Source organism: Bacillus thuringiensis (assembly GCF_001182785.1).
GTDB classification, from domain to species: domain Bacteria; phylum Bacillota; class Bacilli; order Bacillales; family Bacillaceae_G; genus Bacillus_A; species Bacillus_A thuringiensis_S.
Genome location: NZ_CP012099.1, coordinates 5,154,991 through 5,169,358, shown reverse-complemented (window position 1 = coordinate 5,169,358; position 14,368 = coordinate 5,154,991). Strand labels below are relative to the sequence as shown.

Here is a 14,368-nt window from a genome sequence, read left to right as displayed (position 1 = left end):
AGCTGACGGATGCCCGTCAGCTATTTTTATTACCAAGGAAGATATTTTTTCCACCAACTTGTTTTTTTCTTTTCTTCAGTCGTTTTTTCAAATTCTTCTTTATCATCGACGTGATCCATACAATATTCAGTCGGTTCGGTACCTTTAGCGAAGTACATTTTTACAGAAATAGGACAATTTTTTGTAGCAATTTTACCGTTCTCTGGGTTGATATTAATCGCTACGACGTCACCTGGTTGTTTAAATTCTTTTTTGGGCTGTCCATCTAAGCCTTTCTCCATCGTATCAGTCCATATTTTCTTCGCATACCCTTGTTCTGCTACGTTTGAAATAGATTTAGGTTGGTCATATCCGACCCATACGCCTGTTACGATTTGCGGAGTAAATCCGATCATCCAACTATCCGTTTCAGTAGAACCAGATTTTCCGGCATATGTTCTTGATAATTTTGATAACATCGATTGGCCAGTTACAGCGGCATAACTGCTTAGTTTCTTATTAAACATACCAGTCATCATTTCTTGCATTACAAACGCTTTGCTCTTGTCGAGAACTTGTTTACTCTCTAAATGAGCATCATATAATATATTTCCTTCATGATCCATAATGCGGCGAATGAAAGTAGGTTTTACTTCTTTTCCACCGTTTGCGAACATGCTATAAGCGTTAACCATTTCAATTGGTTTTACTGGTGATGTACCGAGAGCTAGAGAAGGCACATCTTTTAATGCACTTGTAATTCCAAATTGTTTCGCTGTTTTTGCGAGTGCGTCATCTCCTAAAAACAAATTCGTTTTTACAGCATATATGTTATCAGAGACTGCGAGAGCTTGTGCCATCGTTACGAAATCATCTGCATAATAATCTTTATAGTTCTTCGGTTTATACTTTGAAACGCCGTCACCTAAAGTAAATACAGTATATTCGCTTTTTAAGCGCGTAGCAGGCGTGAATCCTCGTTCTAATGCCGCATAATATAGAAATGGCTTAAATGTAGAACCAGGCTGACGAATGGCTTGTGTAGCCCTGTTAAATTGACTCGTAGTATAATCAGTTCCGCCAACAAGAGCAGCCACTTCACCTGTCGTTGGATTCATAGAGACGAGAGCCGTTTGTATGTTTGTTGTGTCAGGTATATGATCTTTTACAGCTTGCTCTGCTACAGCTTGTAGTTTAGGGTCTAGCGTTGTATAAATTCGCAAGCCACCTCGTTGTAAAGCTTGTTCGTCTAATCCAACATCACGAAGAAGCGAAGCTTGTACAGCATCTTGGAAATATGGTGCGACTTCTGCTACTTTTTTCGTATCTAATGAGGCAAAAGTTAGTGGCTCTTTCTTCGCTAAGGCTGCTTGTTGCTTCGTAATATATCCTTGTTCTACCATTTCATCTAATATGAGAGCTTGTCGCCCTTTAGCACGATCTTCTTTCAAAAAGGGAGAATAGACACTTGGCCCTTTCGGGATACCTGCGAGCATACTAGCTTCTGCTAATGTTAAATCTTTTGCTGTTTTATCGAAATATAGACGGGACGCAGCTTCGATTCCATAAGCGCCATGTCCGTAATAAATTGTATTTAAATATCCTTCTAAAATATGATTTTTATTATAGTTTACTTCAAGGCGGACAGTGTACATTGCCTCTAATAATTTCCGTTTCCACGTTTTATCATGATCTAAATACAGATTACGCGCGTATTGTTGTGTAATTGTACTAGCTCCTTGTACCTTTGCCATCGCTTTTAAATCAGCAACAATTGCACCTGCAATCCGTTTCACATCGAAGCCGTGATGCTTATAAAATCTTTGATCTTCAATAGAAAGAGTCGCTTCTTTTACATAAGGTGAAATTTCATTAAGAGAGACATTGTAACGTTTTTGAATTTCGTTACTTTGTCCAATAACAGTATCATCGTTTGCGTAAAAGACGCTTGTTTGCGGGACCGCAACAGGAGGAGGTCCCATAATTTTTGCAACTATAATAATAACAAAAAAAGAAAAAACGAAGAAAAGGACGCAAGAAAACATTGCGGTGAAGAAAAGACGTTTATATTTTTTAAGTTTTGGATTCATAGTTTGATCCATCTTTTTTCAGCCCCTCATTAATACAAGCGTTATTGTATTAGTATTGAGGGTTTTCGTTTATTTTAAACAATGAAATTTCGAAAATAAAAAGCCCCTTCCATTAAGAAAGGAGCTCAAAGGCACGTGCTGGCCAATCGGTAATGATGACATCTACACCATAATCAATCATAGTTTGTAAATCTTTGTATTCGTTAATTGTATATGGACGGAAAACATATCCTTGCTCTTGTGCTAAATGCACAAATTCTTTCGTTAATAGCTGGAAGTTTGGATGTAACCCACTTGCTTTTCTCTGTTTTGCTTCGGCAATTGGATCAGTAATCGGTGTATCATATAAAATTGCTCTTGGGATTTCAGGAGCAATTTCTGCTAATAATGAAACAGAGTCATGGTTAAATGATGAAAATACAATTTGATTAGAAAGATGATATTCACGCACAAGTGCAACAGCTTTTTCCTCAATATTTGGGTAATGAATAACATCTGTCTTTAATTCAATATTTAGTTGTAAGTTCGTTGTGGAAAGCCAAATGAAAACCTCGCGCAACGTTGGGATTTTTGCTTCATGGAAAGAAGGGTCTTTATAGCTACCGGCGTCTAATGATTGTAGTTCCTCTACCGTTTTTTCCGAAACAAGTCCAACGCCAGTTGTTGTACGATCGACGGTTTCATCGTGAATTACGACAAGTTCACCATCTTTTGATAGATGGACATCGAGTTCAATTCCGTGAGCGCCAATGCGTTCAGCTTCTTGGAAGGCAATCATCGTATTTTCGGGATGTGTTCCTTTTACTCCGCGATGAGCGAAAATAAGTGGTTTACTCATGTGAAAATCTCCTTATTATCTCTTTTCTTTCATTATGAAACTGCTTTAGGAAAAATACAATTGAATATGACAAACATTTACAAAAGTCTAACAGTTGCACAAAAGTTAACGTTAACGTAAAATGTAATAATTGAGTGAAGGGAGGAATAAACATGTATAAAATTGATGAAGTAACAAAACAAGTTGGTTTAACAAAACGTACACTTCGTTATTATGAGGAAATTGGTTTAATTCATCCCCCGGAACGTAGTGAGGGGAATATTCGTCTGTATACGGATGAGGATATTGCAAGAATTAAAAGAATTGTAGAAGCGAAAGAAGTGCTAGGAATCACACTTCAAGAAATGCAACATTTCTTATCATTAAAAGAAAGAATGGAACAAAGAAGAAATAGCGAGAACCCTCGCGACCGCGAAGTGATTCAAGAAATTAAAGATATGCTTGAAAAACAAGTGCAAACGTTAGACGAAAAAATGGAGCAAATGCAACGTGTAAAGGCAGAACTTGAAGATAGTTTACATCGTGCAGTAACATTTTTAGAGAGTACAAAAGGAGAGTAATCAAAATGGAGAGCAAACAAAAACTAGGGAGATTGATTACAGTGGTAGCTACCTTTCTTGCCTTTTCGGGTATAGGGGTAGTTGACCCAATCTTGCCGATTATTGCTGAGAAAATTGGTGCAACGCATTGGCAAGTTGAAATGTTATTTACCGCTTATATTTTAACGATGGCAATCATGATGTTACCAGCCGGTATATTTGCATCGAGATTTGGTGATAAACGAATGATGACAATCGGTCTTGCGATTGTGACTGTATTTGCGTTTATATGCGGTATATCGCAAACGATTGCTCAATTATCTCTTTTCCGCGCTGGATGGGGATTAGGAAATGCGATGTTTTTTGCGACAGCAATGACGCTGTTAATAGCATTAAGTAAAGAAGTTCATGAAGCAGTAGGATTATACGAAGCAGCGATCGGTTTAGGTATGGCTGGGGGGCCGTTATTGGGTGGAATACTAGGTGGACATTCTTGGCGTTATCCGTTTTTCGCGACGAGTATTTTAATTTTCTTAGCATTTATTTTAGTATTCTTTTTTGTAAAAGAACCAGAGCGAAAAGTGAAGCGTAAGGCTGCTGGCGTGGGGGAATTACTTAACCTGGTGAAGTATAAGCCATTTATGCAAGGTGCCATTTCAGGGATGCTATACTACTACGGATTTTTTGTCGTGTTAGCATATTCACCACTTATTATGCATTTATCAGCTATTCAATTAGGCTTTGTATTTTGCGGATGGGGATTAGCGTTAGCTTACGGTTCTGCAATTTTAGCACATAAGCTAGAAGGGAAATATGAACCAAAAACATTATTGAAGGGTAGTTTACTCGTATTTGCGATTTTCTTAATTGCACTATTCTTTGTGAAAATTATGTGGTTACAAATTACTCTTATCGTTTTATCAGGATTGGCATCTGGTTTAAACAATGCATTATATACAAGTTATGTAATGGATATTTCACCTTATGAAAGATCTGTTACGTCAGGTGTTTATAACTTTGTTCGTTGGTTAGGTGGTGCGATTGCTCCAATTTTATCAGGAGTTATCGGGCACACAGTTTCACCACAAAGCCCATTTTTAGTTGGGGGAATTGTCGTGTTAGTTGGTTGTATTATGATCCTAATTCCAATTCGTAAACCAGTAGAACTAGAGACAAAAACCCTTTCTTAAGAAAGGGTTTTCTTTATACATATATGTTAGAACCCTCTGACTAAAATATATTTTCGGTATTTTTGTACTTTTAACTATACTTTTTGGATGTTTTGTTTTATTTTTGTTAGGGGACATTAATGATGTCCTCATTATAAATTTGCATTGAAAGGCGTGATTGTACGATGGAACTATGGTTCACTGAGAAACAAACAAAACATTTTGGGATTACGGCGCGTATTAACCGCACATTACATACGGAGCAAACAGAATTCCAAAAACTTGATATGGTTGAAACGGAAGAGTTCGGAAACATGCTTATTTTAGACGGCATGGTTATGACAACAGAAAAGGACGAGTTCGTTTATCACGAAATGGTAGCACACGTACCTTTATTTACACATCCAAACCCTGAGAACGTATTAGTTGTTGGTGGCGGCGATGGCGGTGTTATTCGCGAAGTGTTAAAACACCCAAGTGTAAAGAAAGCAACTCTTGTTGAAATTGATGGAAAAGTAATTGAGTACTCTAAACAATACTTACCATCAATCGCAGGCGCATTAGATAATGAGCGTGTAGAAGTAAAAGTAGGAGACGGTTTCCTACACATCGCAGAAAGCGAAAATGAATACGACGTAATTATGGTAGATTCTACTGAGCCAGTAGGACCAGCAGTAAACTTATTTACGAAAGGTTTCTACGCTGGAATCTCTAAAGCATTAAAAGAAGACGGTATTTTCGTTGCGCAAACGGACAACCCTTGGTTCACACCAGAGTTAATTACGACTGTGTTTAAAGATGTAAAAGAGATTTTCCCAATTACTCGTTTATACACAGCTAATATTCCAACATACCCAAGTGGTCTTTGGACGTTCACAATCGGATCTAAAAAACATGATCCACTAGAAGTAAGTGAAGAGCGTTTCCACGAAATCGAAACGAAATACTACACAAAAGAATTACACAACGCAGCATTCGCATTACCGAAATTTGTTGGCGATTTAATTAAGTAAGAAAATCGAGCTTGAACAAATAAAGTGTGAGTAGCTCATTTAAGGTGTTTGTCCAGAAGACTTGAACATGCTAGCTACTTACACTTCTGTAAAGAAAATTGTCTTCTTGTTGTTAAAAAGAAGACCCCGGTAAATCGAGAAAGAGGAGCAATTCGCTCCAAATTTGAGAAATAGTGAAAGGTTGGGATACCTTAAGTTCCACATAAGGAGGAAAAGAATATGCGTTTTGATGAAGCTTATTCAGGTAAAGTATTTATTAAAAGTCATCCAAGTTTTGAAGAGTCAAAGGTAGTTATTTATGGGATGCCTATGGATTGGACAGTAAGTTACCGTCCAGGATCTCGTTTTGGCCCTGCACGTATTCGTGAAGTATCAATCGGTCTTGAAGAATATAGTCCGTATTTAGATCGTGAACTAGAAGAGGTAAAATATTTTGATGCGGGTGATATCCCATTACCATTCGGAAACGCACAACGCAGCTTAGACATGATTGAAGAGTATGTATCAAAACTTTTAGATGCCGATAAGTTTCCACTAGGTCTCGGCGGTGAGCACCTAGTGTCTTGGCCAATTTTTAAGGCAATGGCAAAAAAATATCCGGATTTAGCAATTATCCACATGGATGCTCATACTGATTTACGTGAATCGTATGAAGGGGAGCCTTTATCCCACTCTACACCAATTCGTAAAGTGTGTGATTTAATTGGTCCGGAAAACGTATATTCTTTCGGAATTCGTTCTGGAATGAAGGAAGAATTTGAATGGGCGAAAGAAGTAGGTATGAACTTATACAAATTTGACGTATTAGAACCGTTAAAAGAAGTATTACCGAAACTTGCAGGACGCCCAGTCTATGTCACAATCGACATTGATGTATTAGACCCAGCTCACGCTCCAGGAACAGGAACGTTAGAAGCTGGCGGTATCACATCTAAAGAATTATTAGATTCCATCGTAGCAATTGCAAATTCAAATATAAATGTAGTTGGAGCAGACTTAGTAGAAGTAGCTCCAGTCTACGACCATAGTGATCAAACACCAGTCGCAGCAAGCAAATTCGTGCGGGAAATGCTGCTCGGTTGGGTGAAATAAAAGTGAAGCCGACTGTTTAGACCCGGTGACTAAGGTTCTTTCCTGTAAAAGGTGCTTTTTACCTTTTGGCAGGGAAGGTTCTTAGACGCAAGGGTCTAGGAGGTGTAACTGGATAGAAGTAAAAGCGGAAGCGGCTCGCTCAGAATGTGAGGGGGATGGAGCTTCAGACGTAGAGGCGCTTTTTGCCTCAAAGGAAGAAGCGAAGCCACCGATCATTCTAGCCGCTGCAGCTGGACAAAAAAAGAGTTATTCTCATCATTTGAGAACAACTCTTTTTCTTATGCAACTTTCTCTTCCGAATTAATGCCGCGAATTTCATCAGCAGAGCGGATCGGATATTTGCGGAACACAATAGATCCGATGTATCCGACAATAGTGGTAACGATTCCACATAGTACAGCAGCAATCGTTACTTTTATAACGTCATTAAATCCGAATAGGACAAGAAGACCTGGAATTGGTGATGCTGTTCCTGGTGCATTATTAACAAGCTGGAATAGCGATGTAATAATACCGGCAAGTGCACCGCCAACGAAGTTTGTTGCATAAATTGGAATTGGATTTGCTGAAACAACATCGGCTTGTGTTAAAGGCTCGATCGCTACAGCGATTGTGTCTTTCTTTGAGCAAATTTTTAGTCGCTTAAAGAAAATAAAGTTCATCGGGGCTGAGGCTGCTACGGCAAGACTACCAATTGCCATTGGTAAACCTGTTAATCCAAGCATTGCAGTTAGTGCCATAGAACTCAGTGGAGAGGTAGAAATAACTGTTATTAATCCACCAAGCATAATACCCATAATGATAGGACTTTCTGTAGTTGCAACTGATATCATAGAACCGATTTTACCAAGTGTTGCGTTAACGAGCGGATCCATAAGCATTGCCATTCCACGTGAGATTGGTGCAGCGATAAATAGGATTGCCAAAAACTCTACACCAGCTGGTAATTTCTTTTCGAGAAATTTCACGACGAAGGCACAAACGTATCCAGCGAAAAATCCTGGTAAAATACCGAATCCACTAGTAGCGATACCAATTAAAACAGCGTATACGGGGGAAACGCCGATTGCTAATGCGACTAAAATCGCTGCTGCGACACCGCTCATACTACCAGAAGCTTCTCCTACTGATTGTAAAAAGTCATTATGAAACATTTCTCCACCTATATAACGGTGAAATGCTTCAATAAGAAAACTTGCGATTGCTGCATTAGCTAAAGCGCCCATCGCCTTCATTCCGTAAGGTGCACGGTAACTGAAAAGTGTAAATAGACAAAGTACAACAAGTAATAGTGCTAAACCTTGCAAGATAGCCATTTGAAAATTGTCTCCTTTGATTTTTGTAATAAAGTGAAACTTTAATCAGTGGGTGTTTTGTCCCTTCCCACTGATTATTAGTTGAACCAATCGGGCATTTACGGGCAGTTGTTTCCCACCGACTTTTCCCGTATTCACCGCATTTGGGGGTGGGAGTCTTACTGCCCGTTAATGCGGGATAAAAATTCGTATCATTCAATAATAATATAAAAGTGTATGAAACGGAAAAATTTTTTCTTGGGAACTTGCTGTAAGAAAAAATCCCTTACAATAATGTAAGGAAAGTGTAAGACTTTTAGATAGAGTATAGTATGCTCTTTTCCGTATAATAAAAGTATAGATATAATACTAGTGAGAAAGAAGTGCAAACAGGAGGCGCATGTATGAAATTGGTAATTAAAGTTTTAGCTGTATTCGCCATCATTTTAGGGGGAACAGCGTATTATTTAAACACAAAAACAGAAGGTGTACATGCTTTTGTAGACAACTTCTTTTCAAATAAAGAAATACAAGATTATTATGCGGTTGTAGATAAAGGTGAGAAAAAAGACGGTGAGTATTTGTATACATTTAAAGGGTATACAGAGGACGGAAATCAACAAATTATTAAAAGAATGGTAAATCGTGAATTGCATGCAGGTGCTTTTATAAAAATTTATGCAAAAGGTATGCAAGGAAAAGGATGGGCTGAAATACCGAAAGAGTCAATCCCGCAAAAAGCATTGCAAAAAATAGAAAAACCATAAAAGGAGCGAATCGTTCGCTCCTTTTTTAGTGCGTTAAAATAGTGATAGATGTATTTTCTTTGTTAGAAATGATTTTGGCATGTCCACCAATTGGAAAAGTAAAAATTGGAGTTGTATGTCCAAAATTTGCATTTGCAATGATAGGAATATGTGCAAGTTCAGGTTTTGAAGAAATCATTTCTTGAATATCCGCTATCGTACATTCTGCTTCTTTTTGCATTCTTCCTATTACAATACCTGTTATATGTTCAAAATTAGGTTGCTGCATAAGGGAATGTAGATAGCGATCAAAAGTTTTAAGCGTCGATTTTCCTGTTAAACTGTCTTCTTCAAGGAATAAAATTTTGCCCTTTAAGTTTGGCATATATGGTGTGCCTTGTAGTAAATTAAGTGTGCTCATATTGCCACCGATAATTTCTCCTGTCACTTCCCCATCTTGAATTGGAACATACCCTTCATTTTTAATAAATTCTCGATTTTCCTGATCCATATACCAAGAATCATCGCTCCACGTTTCCGCCGGAATGATTTCAATAGGCTCATTAGTGGTTAAGCATTGTAAAAAGTAATCAGCCGTGTAATGGAGTCCTTTTTCCATTCCAAATGAAGAGAAGTGGGGACCTGAATATGTAACGAGACCCGTTTTTGCGTAAATTGCATTATTTAAGGCAGTAATATCAGAATAACCACAGAAAAATTTTGGGTTTTCACGAATTAAATCATAATTGAGATGTTTCAATAAACCATTCGAGTTGTATCCGCCAAGTGTAGTTAAAATAGCTTTTACATTAGGGTCTCTAAATGCTTCATGGAGGTCTTGGACGCGGGAAGAAATAGAAGAGGAAGCAAATCGATCTATCTCATCGGCATATTTTGAGAATGTCACTTGAAAGCCCATGTCAGTTAATCTTTTTATAGCAAGTTTTCTATTTTCATTTGAAACAATACTTAAACTACAGGATGGTGAAATCACGCGTATTTCATCACCCTTTTTTAACTTTGTTGGTATCACTGAATTCACCTCTCGAATTAAAAGAATATTTAGATTTAAAAAATATTTTATCACATGAAATAAAGTAGAAGTGAATTATTTTTTGAAATGGAGTTTTCCTGATTTTTCAGCAGACAGACAGCGTCTTTTTTTGATATGATAGGAAAAGTGATTTATTATAAGTAATATTTAATATCTATAACATTTGAAAGGTGTGCAAGACGTGAAGAAACAACTTGCAGGCTTGCCGGTACACGTTCATTTCGTAACAGAAATCCGTGAAGGGGCGAGGAAGGAAACCGTTGCTTTTGAAGCAAATGGTCAATACTATGTAAAAGGTCAAGGTACATATGTAACATTCCAGGAGCCGAACGAACAAGGCGAAGTGAAAACAATTATTAAAATTCAAGATGAACAAGTTCTCATTATGCGTTCAGGTGCTATTTCTATGCGTCAGACGCATGTGAAAGGTGAATGGACAACGGGTACGTATACGAGTGAACTTGGTACGTTTGCACTGCAAACGAAAACTGATAACGTTCTTTTTAAATGGTCGGATGAAAAGAAAAAAGGACAACTCTTCTTAACGTACGCATTGCTTCTAAGTGAACAAGAAGCTGGCAGATATACAATTACAATTAATTTGAAGGAGGCAAAATAATGAATTCCTTAGAACAGGTAAAAGGATTGATTAAAGAAGAAATTCAAGCTGCTGTATTAAAGGCAGAATTAGCGACAGAAGAACAGATTCCAAACGTTGTATTAGAATCTCCAAAAGATAAAACAAATGGTGACTTCTCTACAAACATGGCAATGCAACTTGCACGCGTTGCGAAAAAAGCACCTCGTATGATTGCAGAAGAACTAGTTGCAAACTTCGATAAAGCAAAAGCTTCTATTGAAAAAATCGAAATCGCTGGTCCTGGTTTTATTAACTTCTATATGGATAATAGCTACTTAACAGATTTAATTCCAACAATCGTAAACGCTGGTGAAGCTTACGGTGAAACGAATACTGGTAAAGGTGAAAAAGTACAAGTTGAGTTCGTATCTGCGAATCCAACAGGTGACCTTCACTTAGGACATGCACGTGGTGCGGCAGTAGGTGACACTTTATGTAACGTATTAGCAAAAGCAGGATACGATGTATCTCGTGAGTACTATATTAATGATGCTGGTAACCAAATTCATAACTTAGCTCTTTCTGTTGAAGCTCGTTACATGCAAGCTTTAGGTTTAGAGAAAGAAATGCCAGAAGACGGTTACCATGGTGCGGATATCATTGGAATCGGTAAACGTTTAGCTGAAGAGTTTGGCGATCGTTACGCAAAAGCTGATGAAAAAGAAAGCTATGAATTCTACCGTGAATATGGTTTGAAATATGAGTTAGCAAAACTTCAAAAAGATTTAGAGAGCTTCCGTGTTAAATTTGATGTATGGTTCTCAGAAACATCATTATACAAAAACGGAAAAATTGATGCTGCACTTGCTGTATTAAAAGAGCGTGACGAAATCTTCGAAGAAGGCGGAGCAACTTGGTTCCGTTCAATGACTTACGGTGACGACAAAAACCGTGTATTAATTAAAAATGACGGTTCTTACACATACTTAACGCCAGATATTGCTTACCATCGCGATAAATTAGAGCGTGGTTTCGATAAGCTAATCAACATTTGGGGTGCTGACCACCACGGTTACATTCCTCGTATGAAAGCTGCTATTCAAGCGCTAGGTTACGATAAAGAAACACTTGAAGTAGAAATCATCCAAATGGTACAACTGTACCAAAATGGTGAAAAAATGAAAATGAGTAAGCGTACAGGTAAAGCAGTTACACTTCGTGAGCTTATGGAAGAAGTAGGCGTGGACGCAATGAGATACTTCTTCGCGATGCGTAGCGGTGATTCTCATTTAGACTTCGATATGGACTTAGCTGTATCAAAATCTAATGAAAACCCAGTATACTATGCACAATATGCTCATGCTCGTGTATGCAGTATCCTTCGTCAAGGTGAAGAGTTAGGACTAGCTGGAGATGGAGACGTGAATTACAAACTTGTTACTTCTGAGAAAGAAGTAGAGTTACTGAAAAAACTTGGTGAATTCCCAGCTGTAGTTGCGGATGCAGCACAAAAACGTCTGCCACACCGCATTACAAGCTATGCATTTGAATTAGCAGCAGCATTACACAGCTTCTACAATGCAGAAAAAGTATTGAACCAAGATAACTTAGAATTAAGTAAAGCTCGTTACGAGTTAATGAAAGCAGTACGCACTACACTTCAAAATGCATTAGCAATCGTAGGAGTATCTGCACCGGAAAAAATGTAATAAAGAAAAGTGGAAGCGGCTCGCTCAAAATAGGAGGGGGGATGGAGCTCCTGACAGAGAGGCGTACTTTGCCTCGGAGGAAGGCGCGAAGCCACCGAGTATTCTAGCCGCTGGAGCTGGACAATAAAGAAAAGCGGAAGCGGACTTTCGTTTTTAAATAAAAGGCAATCACACGATGTTGTGATTGCCTTTTTGTATGGAAAGAATAATAAAATAAAATTTTATCAAACAAAAGGAGAATTTGCGTCGTCTTATATAAATGACAGGAGGCTTATGATGGAAGAAAAGGTAGAAGAATTAATTGATATATATAAGCAGCAAATATATTCCTTATGCTATAAGTTAGCGAAAACGAAAGAAGATGCGGAAGATATTTTTCAAGAGACTTGGATAAAAGTTTTTTCCTCTAGGCACCAACTTTCTTGCGTGGATAATTATAAAAAGTGGATTACTACAATTTGTGTTCGTACGTTTTATGATTTTTATCGTAAGAAAAAAAGATGGAAAGATCGAATATTGGATTTGTTTCATAAAGAAGATGGTGGAGAAATAGATTTCGCAGATGAAGTGAATATATCAGAAGAAATTATTCAAAAAGTGGAAGCGGAAATGATACGGGAAGTTATACAGTTATTGAATGAAAAGTATAAAACTGTGCTCGTACTCTACTATTATGAACAATATTCTTATAAAGAAATGAGTGAAATATTAAATATACCAATTGGTACAGTAAAATACCGCCTTAATTATGCGAAGAAGCAAATGCGAGAACATTTGGAGGGGTTCGTTTATGAAGGAAGATAAATTTAATCAAAAGATAAAAAGTAGTTTAGCGGGAGAGATGATTCCTAGTGAAGAGCTGATAAATCATACGAAACAGAGCGTGCGAAATGCTCGGAAATTAGAGAAGAAATGGGTTATTTTCATTCATGCTATTTGGATGATTGTATTAACAGTCACCCTAGAGCAGTTTGTTAGTCATTTGGATCATAAAATATCTGTCATTATAACGATAGTTATTATGATGCACCTATACATTCCTATATATGTTGTCATACAGTCATTTTTAAAGAAGGAGTATAAATTACATGATAGAGTTCGCTAATCCATTTGTAGTATTTGAGATAGCTGGGATTACAATGTTTTTGGCTTTTATAGCACTTTTAGTATGTGTAGCATCATGGGTGTATACAGATGCGAAAACGCGTGGAATAAGTAAGTGGTGGAGTATTATAGCGATTGTATTGCCATTTTTTATTGGAGTTTTGTTATATATGATACGAAGAAGTAACAAGAAAATAGAAGGAGAATATACGATGAAGAGTATGAAAAAGCAAAAGGTAACATTAGTTGTTATATTTGCAAGTGCGATGTTTGTATTACTTAGCGGCTTTGCTTTTGTTCAAACGTTAGATGATATGTGGAGAGCTGGTGATATATATTTAGAAAAGGAGAAGCAAGGGGAGACAAGTTATGAGGCAAAATTTTCATCATGGGATATTGCTGGGAAAGATATTGAACTTGAGTATGCAAAAGATACAGAAGTAACATTTTCTTATGAAACAGATGCAAAACGTGGGAATTTATGCTTTAGCTTGTATGAAAGGAAAGGAAAAGGAGAAGGTATAAGAGAGTTAAAAGAAATCTGTGAATCGAAAAAAGGTACTTTTAAAGCTACATTAAAAGCAAATGAAAAGTATGTATTTAGTATAAGTGGTTTAATGGTGAAAGATGGTTTTGTAAAAGTGAATTGGGAAGCAAAATAAAGGGCCCCTGAGAAAGGCCCTTTATTTTATTGGATTGTATAAGTGACAGAAAAGCTAACAGGACTATAGTAAACGTAAGGTGCATGAAATTGAACGTACATATTTCCATCTGTTTTTGCAGTGAAAATTCGGCCGTAACCATCAGAATAACGTCCAATAAGGTTATGATTTGAGTCATAAACACTGTAACTAGGAGTTTTGCTGTTAGGTTGAATTGTTAACTCTTGTCCCTTTTGAAGGAAAATAGGTTCTTGTTCAGAACTACCTCCAGTTTGCAAAGAATAAAATTTTGTAAAGCTTTGTTCTTGAGCGGCAGCAGCGACTTTTGTTTCAGGAATAAACGCGGTAGCGCCGGTAATTCCTGCTAAAGTTAACGCACCTACTAAAATCATTTTTTTCATAATAGAAAAAGCCTCCTTATAAGTTGTAATCGGTATTGTTACAGTTAATATTGTATACGATAATGAGTAGGATAAAATATGCTTTTATGCATATATA

At 37.3% G+C, this 14,368-nt stretch carries 15 protein-coding genes; 10 read left to right on the top strand and 5 right to left on the bottom strand.

From position 1 onward, the window contains the following. Positions 1–29: 29 nt before the first annotated feature. Together AC241_RS26685 and AC241_RS26680 are read right to left on the bottom strand one after the other, a co-directional pair. Positions 30–2,081, bottom strand: coding sequence for a transglycosylase domain-containing protein (locus AC241_RS26685; protein ID WP_029443686.1), 2,052 nt, complete (start codon positions 2,079–2,081; stop codon positions 30–32). A gap of 100 nt (positions 2,082–2,181) precedes the next feature. Next, the gene (locus AC241_RS26680; RefSeq protein ID WP_050844762.1) at positions 2,182–2,907 is read right to left on the bottom strand and encodes a glycerophosphodiester phosphodiesterase; all 726 of its coding nucleotides are present in this window, start codon (positions 2,905–2,907) and stop codon (positions 2,182–2,184) included. Between the two features lie 152 nt (positions 2,908–3,059). Between AC241_RS26680 and AC241_RS26675 the strand changes: the two genes are divergently transcribed. The 4 genes from AC241_RS26675 (at position 3,060) to speB (ending at position 6,720) form a co-directional block, all read left to right on the top strand. Continuing rightward, positions 3,060–3,467, top strand: a complete 408-nt coding sequence (locus AC241_RS26675; protein WP_000276560.1) for a MerR family transcriptional regulator — start codon at positions 3,060–3,062, stop codon at positions 3,465–3,467. A 5-nt stretch (positions 3,468–3,472) separates the two neighbouring features. Continuing rightward, on the top strand, positions 3,473–4,636 hold the full coding sequence (locus AC241_RS26670; RefSeq protein ID WP_000444236.1) for an MFS transporter: 1,164 nt from the start codon (positions 3,473–3,475) through the stop codon (positions 4,634–4,636). A gap of 164 nt (positions 4,637–4,800) precedes the next feature. Next, positions 4,801–5,628 carry a polyamine aminopropyltransferase gene (gene speE / locus AC241_RS26665; protein ID WP_000424696.1) on the top strand — a complete coding sequence of 276 codons (828 nt, stop codon included), beginning with the start codon at positions 4,801–4,803 and terminating at the stop codon, positions 5,626–5,628. Between the two features lie 219 nt (positions 5,629–5,847). Then, positions 5,848–6,720 (top strand): agmatinase, encoded by an 873-nt coding sequence (speB, locus tag AC241_RS26660; protein WP_001209831.1) that lies wholly within the window; start codon positions 5,848–5,850, stop codon positions 6,718–6,720. A gap of 278 nt (positions 6,721–6,998) precedes the next feature. On the opposite strand, the gene AC241_RS26650 is transcribed toward speB, so the two are convergent. Then, positions 6,999–8,036, bottom strand: coding sequence for a PTS sugar transporter subunit IIC (locus AC241_RS26650; RefSeq protein WP_048564302.1), 1,038 nt, complete (start codon positions 8,034–8,036; stop codon positions 6,999–7,001). Positions 8,037–8,419: 383 nt separating this feature from the next. On the opposite strand from AC241_RS26650, the gene AC241_RS26645 reads away from it, so the two are divergent. After that, a complete protein-coding gene (locus tag AC241_RS26645) occupies positions 8,420–8,782 on the top strand; it encodes a YxeA family protein (protein WP_016079615.1) in 363 nt (120 codons plus the stop codon). 25 nt (positions 8,783–8,807) lie between these two features. On the opposite strand, the gene AC241_RS26640 is transcribed toward AC241_RS26645, so the two are convergent. Further along, positions 8,808–9,794, bottom strand: a complete 987-nt coding sequence (locus AC241_RS26640; protein WP_050844760.1) for a S66 family peptidase — start codon at positions 9,792–9,794, stop codon at positions 8,808–8,810. A gap of 202 nt (positions 9,795–9,996) precedes the next feature. Here AC241_RS26640 and AC241_RS26635 point away from each other — a divergent pair, with 202 nt between their 5' ends. The 5 genes from AC241_RS26635 to AC241_RS26615 all read left to right on the top strand — a co-directional run bounded on the left by AC241_RS26635 (position 9,997) and on the right by AC241_RS26615 (position 13,870). Continuing rightward, positions 9,997–10,434, top strand: a complete 438-nt coding sequence (locus AC241_RS26635; RefSeq protein WP_000744343.1) for a YwiB family protein — start codon at positions 9,997–9,999, stop codon at positions 10,432–10,434. After that, on the top strand, positions 10,434–12,104 hold the full coding sequence (gene argS, locus AC241_RS26630) for an arginine--tRNA ligase (RefSeq protein WP_050844759.1): 1,671 nt from the start codon (positions 10,434–10,436) through the stop codon (positions 12,102–12,104). Before AC241_RS26635 ends, argS begins: the two co-directional genes overlap by 1 nt. Before the next feature lie 276 nt (positions 12,105–12,380). After that, on the top strand, positions 12,381–12,908 hold the full coding sequence (locus AC241_RS26625) for an RNA polymerase sigma factor (protein WP_029443681.1): 528 nt from the start codon (positions 12,381–12,383) through the stop codon (positions 12,906–12,908). Continuing rightward, positions 12,895–13,209: a hypothetical protein gene (locus tag AC241_RS26620; RefSeq protein WP_029443680.1), complete on the top strand. Its 315-nt coding sequence runs from the start codon at positions 12,895–12,897 to the stop codon at positions 13,207–13,209. Before AC241_RS26625 ends, AC241_RS26620 begins: the two co-directional genes overlap by 14 nt. Beyond that, the gene (locus tag AC241_RS26615; RefSeq protein WP_050844758.1) at positions 13,193–13,870 is read left to right on the top strand and encodes an ABA4-like family protein; all 678 of its coding nucleotides are present in this window, start codon (positions 13,193–13,195) and stop codon (positions 13,868–13,870) included. The genes AC241_RS26620 and AC241_RS26615 overlap by 17 nt, the downstream gene beginning before the upstream one ends. Positions 13,871–13,896: 26 nt before the next feature. Here the strand turns inward: AC241_RS26615 and AC241_RS26610 are convergent, their stop codons facing one another. Next, positions 13,897–14,271, bottom strand: coding sequence for a hypothetical protein (locus AC241_RS26610; protein ID WP_029443678.1), 375 nt, complete (start codon positions 14,269–14,271; stop codon positions 13,897–13,899). Between the last annotated feature and the right edge of the window lie 97 nt (positions 14,272–14,368).

Excerpts from the sequence above, each read along its gene's own strand:
- AC241_RS26645 (WP_016079615.1), top strand. The coding sequence starts at position 8,420 with ATGAAATTGGTAATTAAAGTTTTAGCTGTATTCGCCATCATTTTAGGG.
- AC241_RS26610 (WP_029443678.1), bottom strand. The coding sequence starts at position 14,271 with ATGAAAAAAATGATTTTAGTAGGTGCGTTAACTTTAGCAGGAATTACC.
- AC241_RS26615 (WP_050844758.1), top strand. The coding sequence starts at position 13,193 with ATGATAGAGTTCGCTAATCCATTTGTAGTATTTGAGATAGCTGGGATT.
- speE (WP_000424696.1), top strand. The coding sequence starts at position 4,801 with ATGGAACTATGGTTCACTGAGAAACAAACAAAACATTTTGGGATTACG.
- AC241_RS26620 (WP_029443680.1), top strand. The coding sequence starts at position 12,895 with ATGAAGGAAGATAAATTTAATCAAAAGATAAAAAGTAGTTTAGCGGGA.
- AC241_RS26670 (WP_000444236.1), top strand. The coding sequence starts at position 3,473 with ATGGAGAGCAAACAAAAACTAGGGAGATTGATTACAGTGGTAGCTACC.
- AC241_RS26625 (WP_029443681.1), top strand. The coding sequence starts at position 12,381 with ATGGAAGAAAAGGTAGAAGAATTAATTGATATATATAAGCAGCAAATA.
- AC241_RS26675 (WP_000276560.1), top strand. The coding sequence starts at position 3,060 with ATGTATAAAATTGATGAAGTAACAAAACAAGTTGGTTTAACAAAACGT.
- AC241_RS26650 (WP_048564302.1), bottom strand. The coding sequence starts at position 8,036 with ATGGCTATCTTGCAAGGTTTAGCACTATTACTTGTTGTACTTTGTCTA.
- argS (WP_050844759.1), top strand. The coding sequence starts at position 10,434 with ATGAATTCCTTAGAACAGGTAAAAGGATTGATTAAAGAAGAAATTCAA.
- AC241_RS26680 (WP_050844762.1), bottom strand. The coding sequence starts at position 2,907 with ATGAGTAAACCACTTATTTTCGCTCATCGCGGAGTAAAAGGAACACAT.
- speB (WP_001209831.1), top strand. The coding sequence starts at position 5,848 with ATGCGTTTTGATGAAGCTTATTCAGGTAAAGTATTTATTAAAAGTCAT.
- AC241_RS26685 (WP_029443686.1), bottom strand. The coding sequence starts at position 2,081 with ATGGATCAAACTATGAATCCAAAACTTAAAAAATATAAACGTCTTTTC.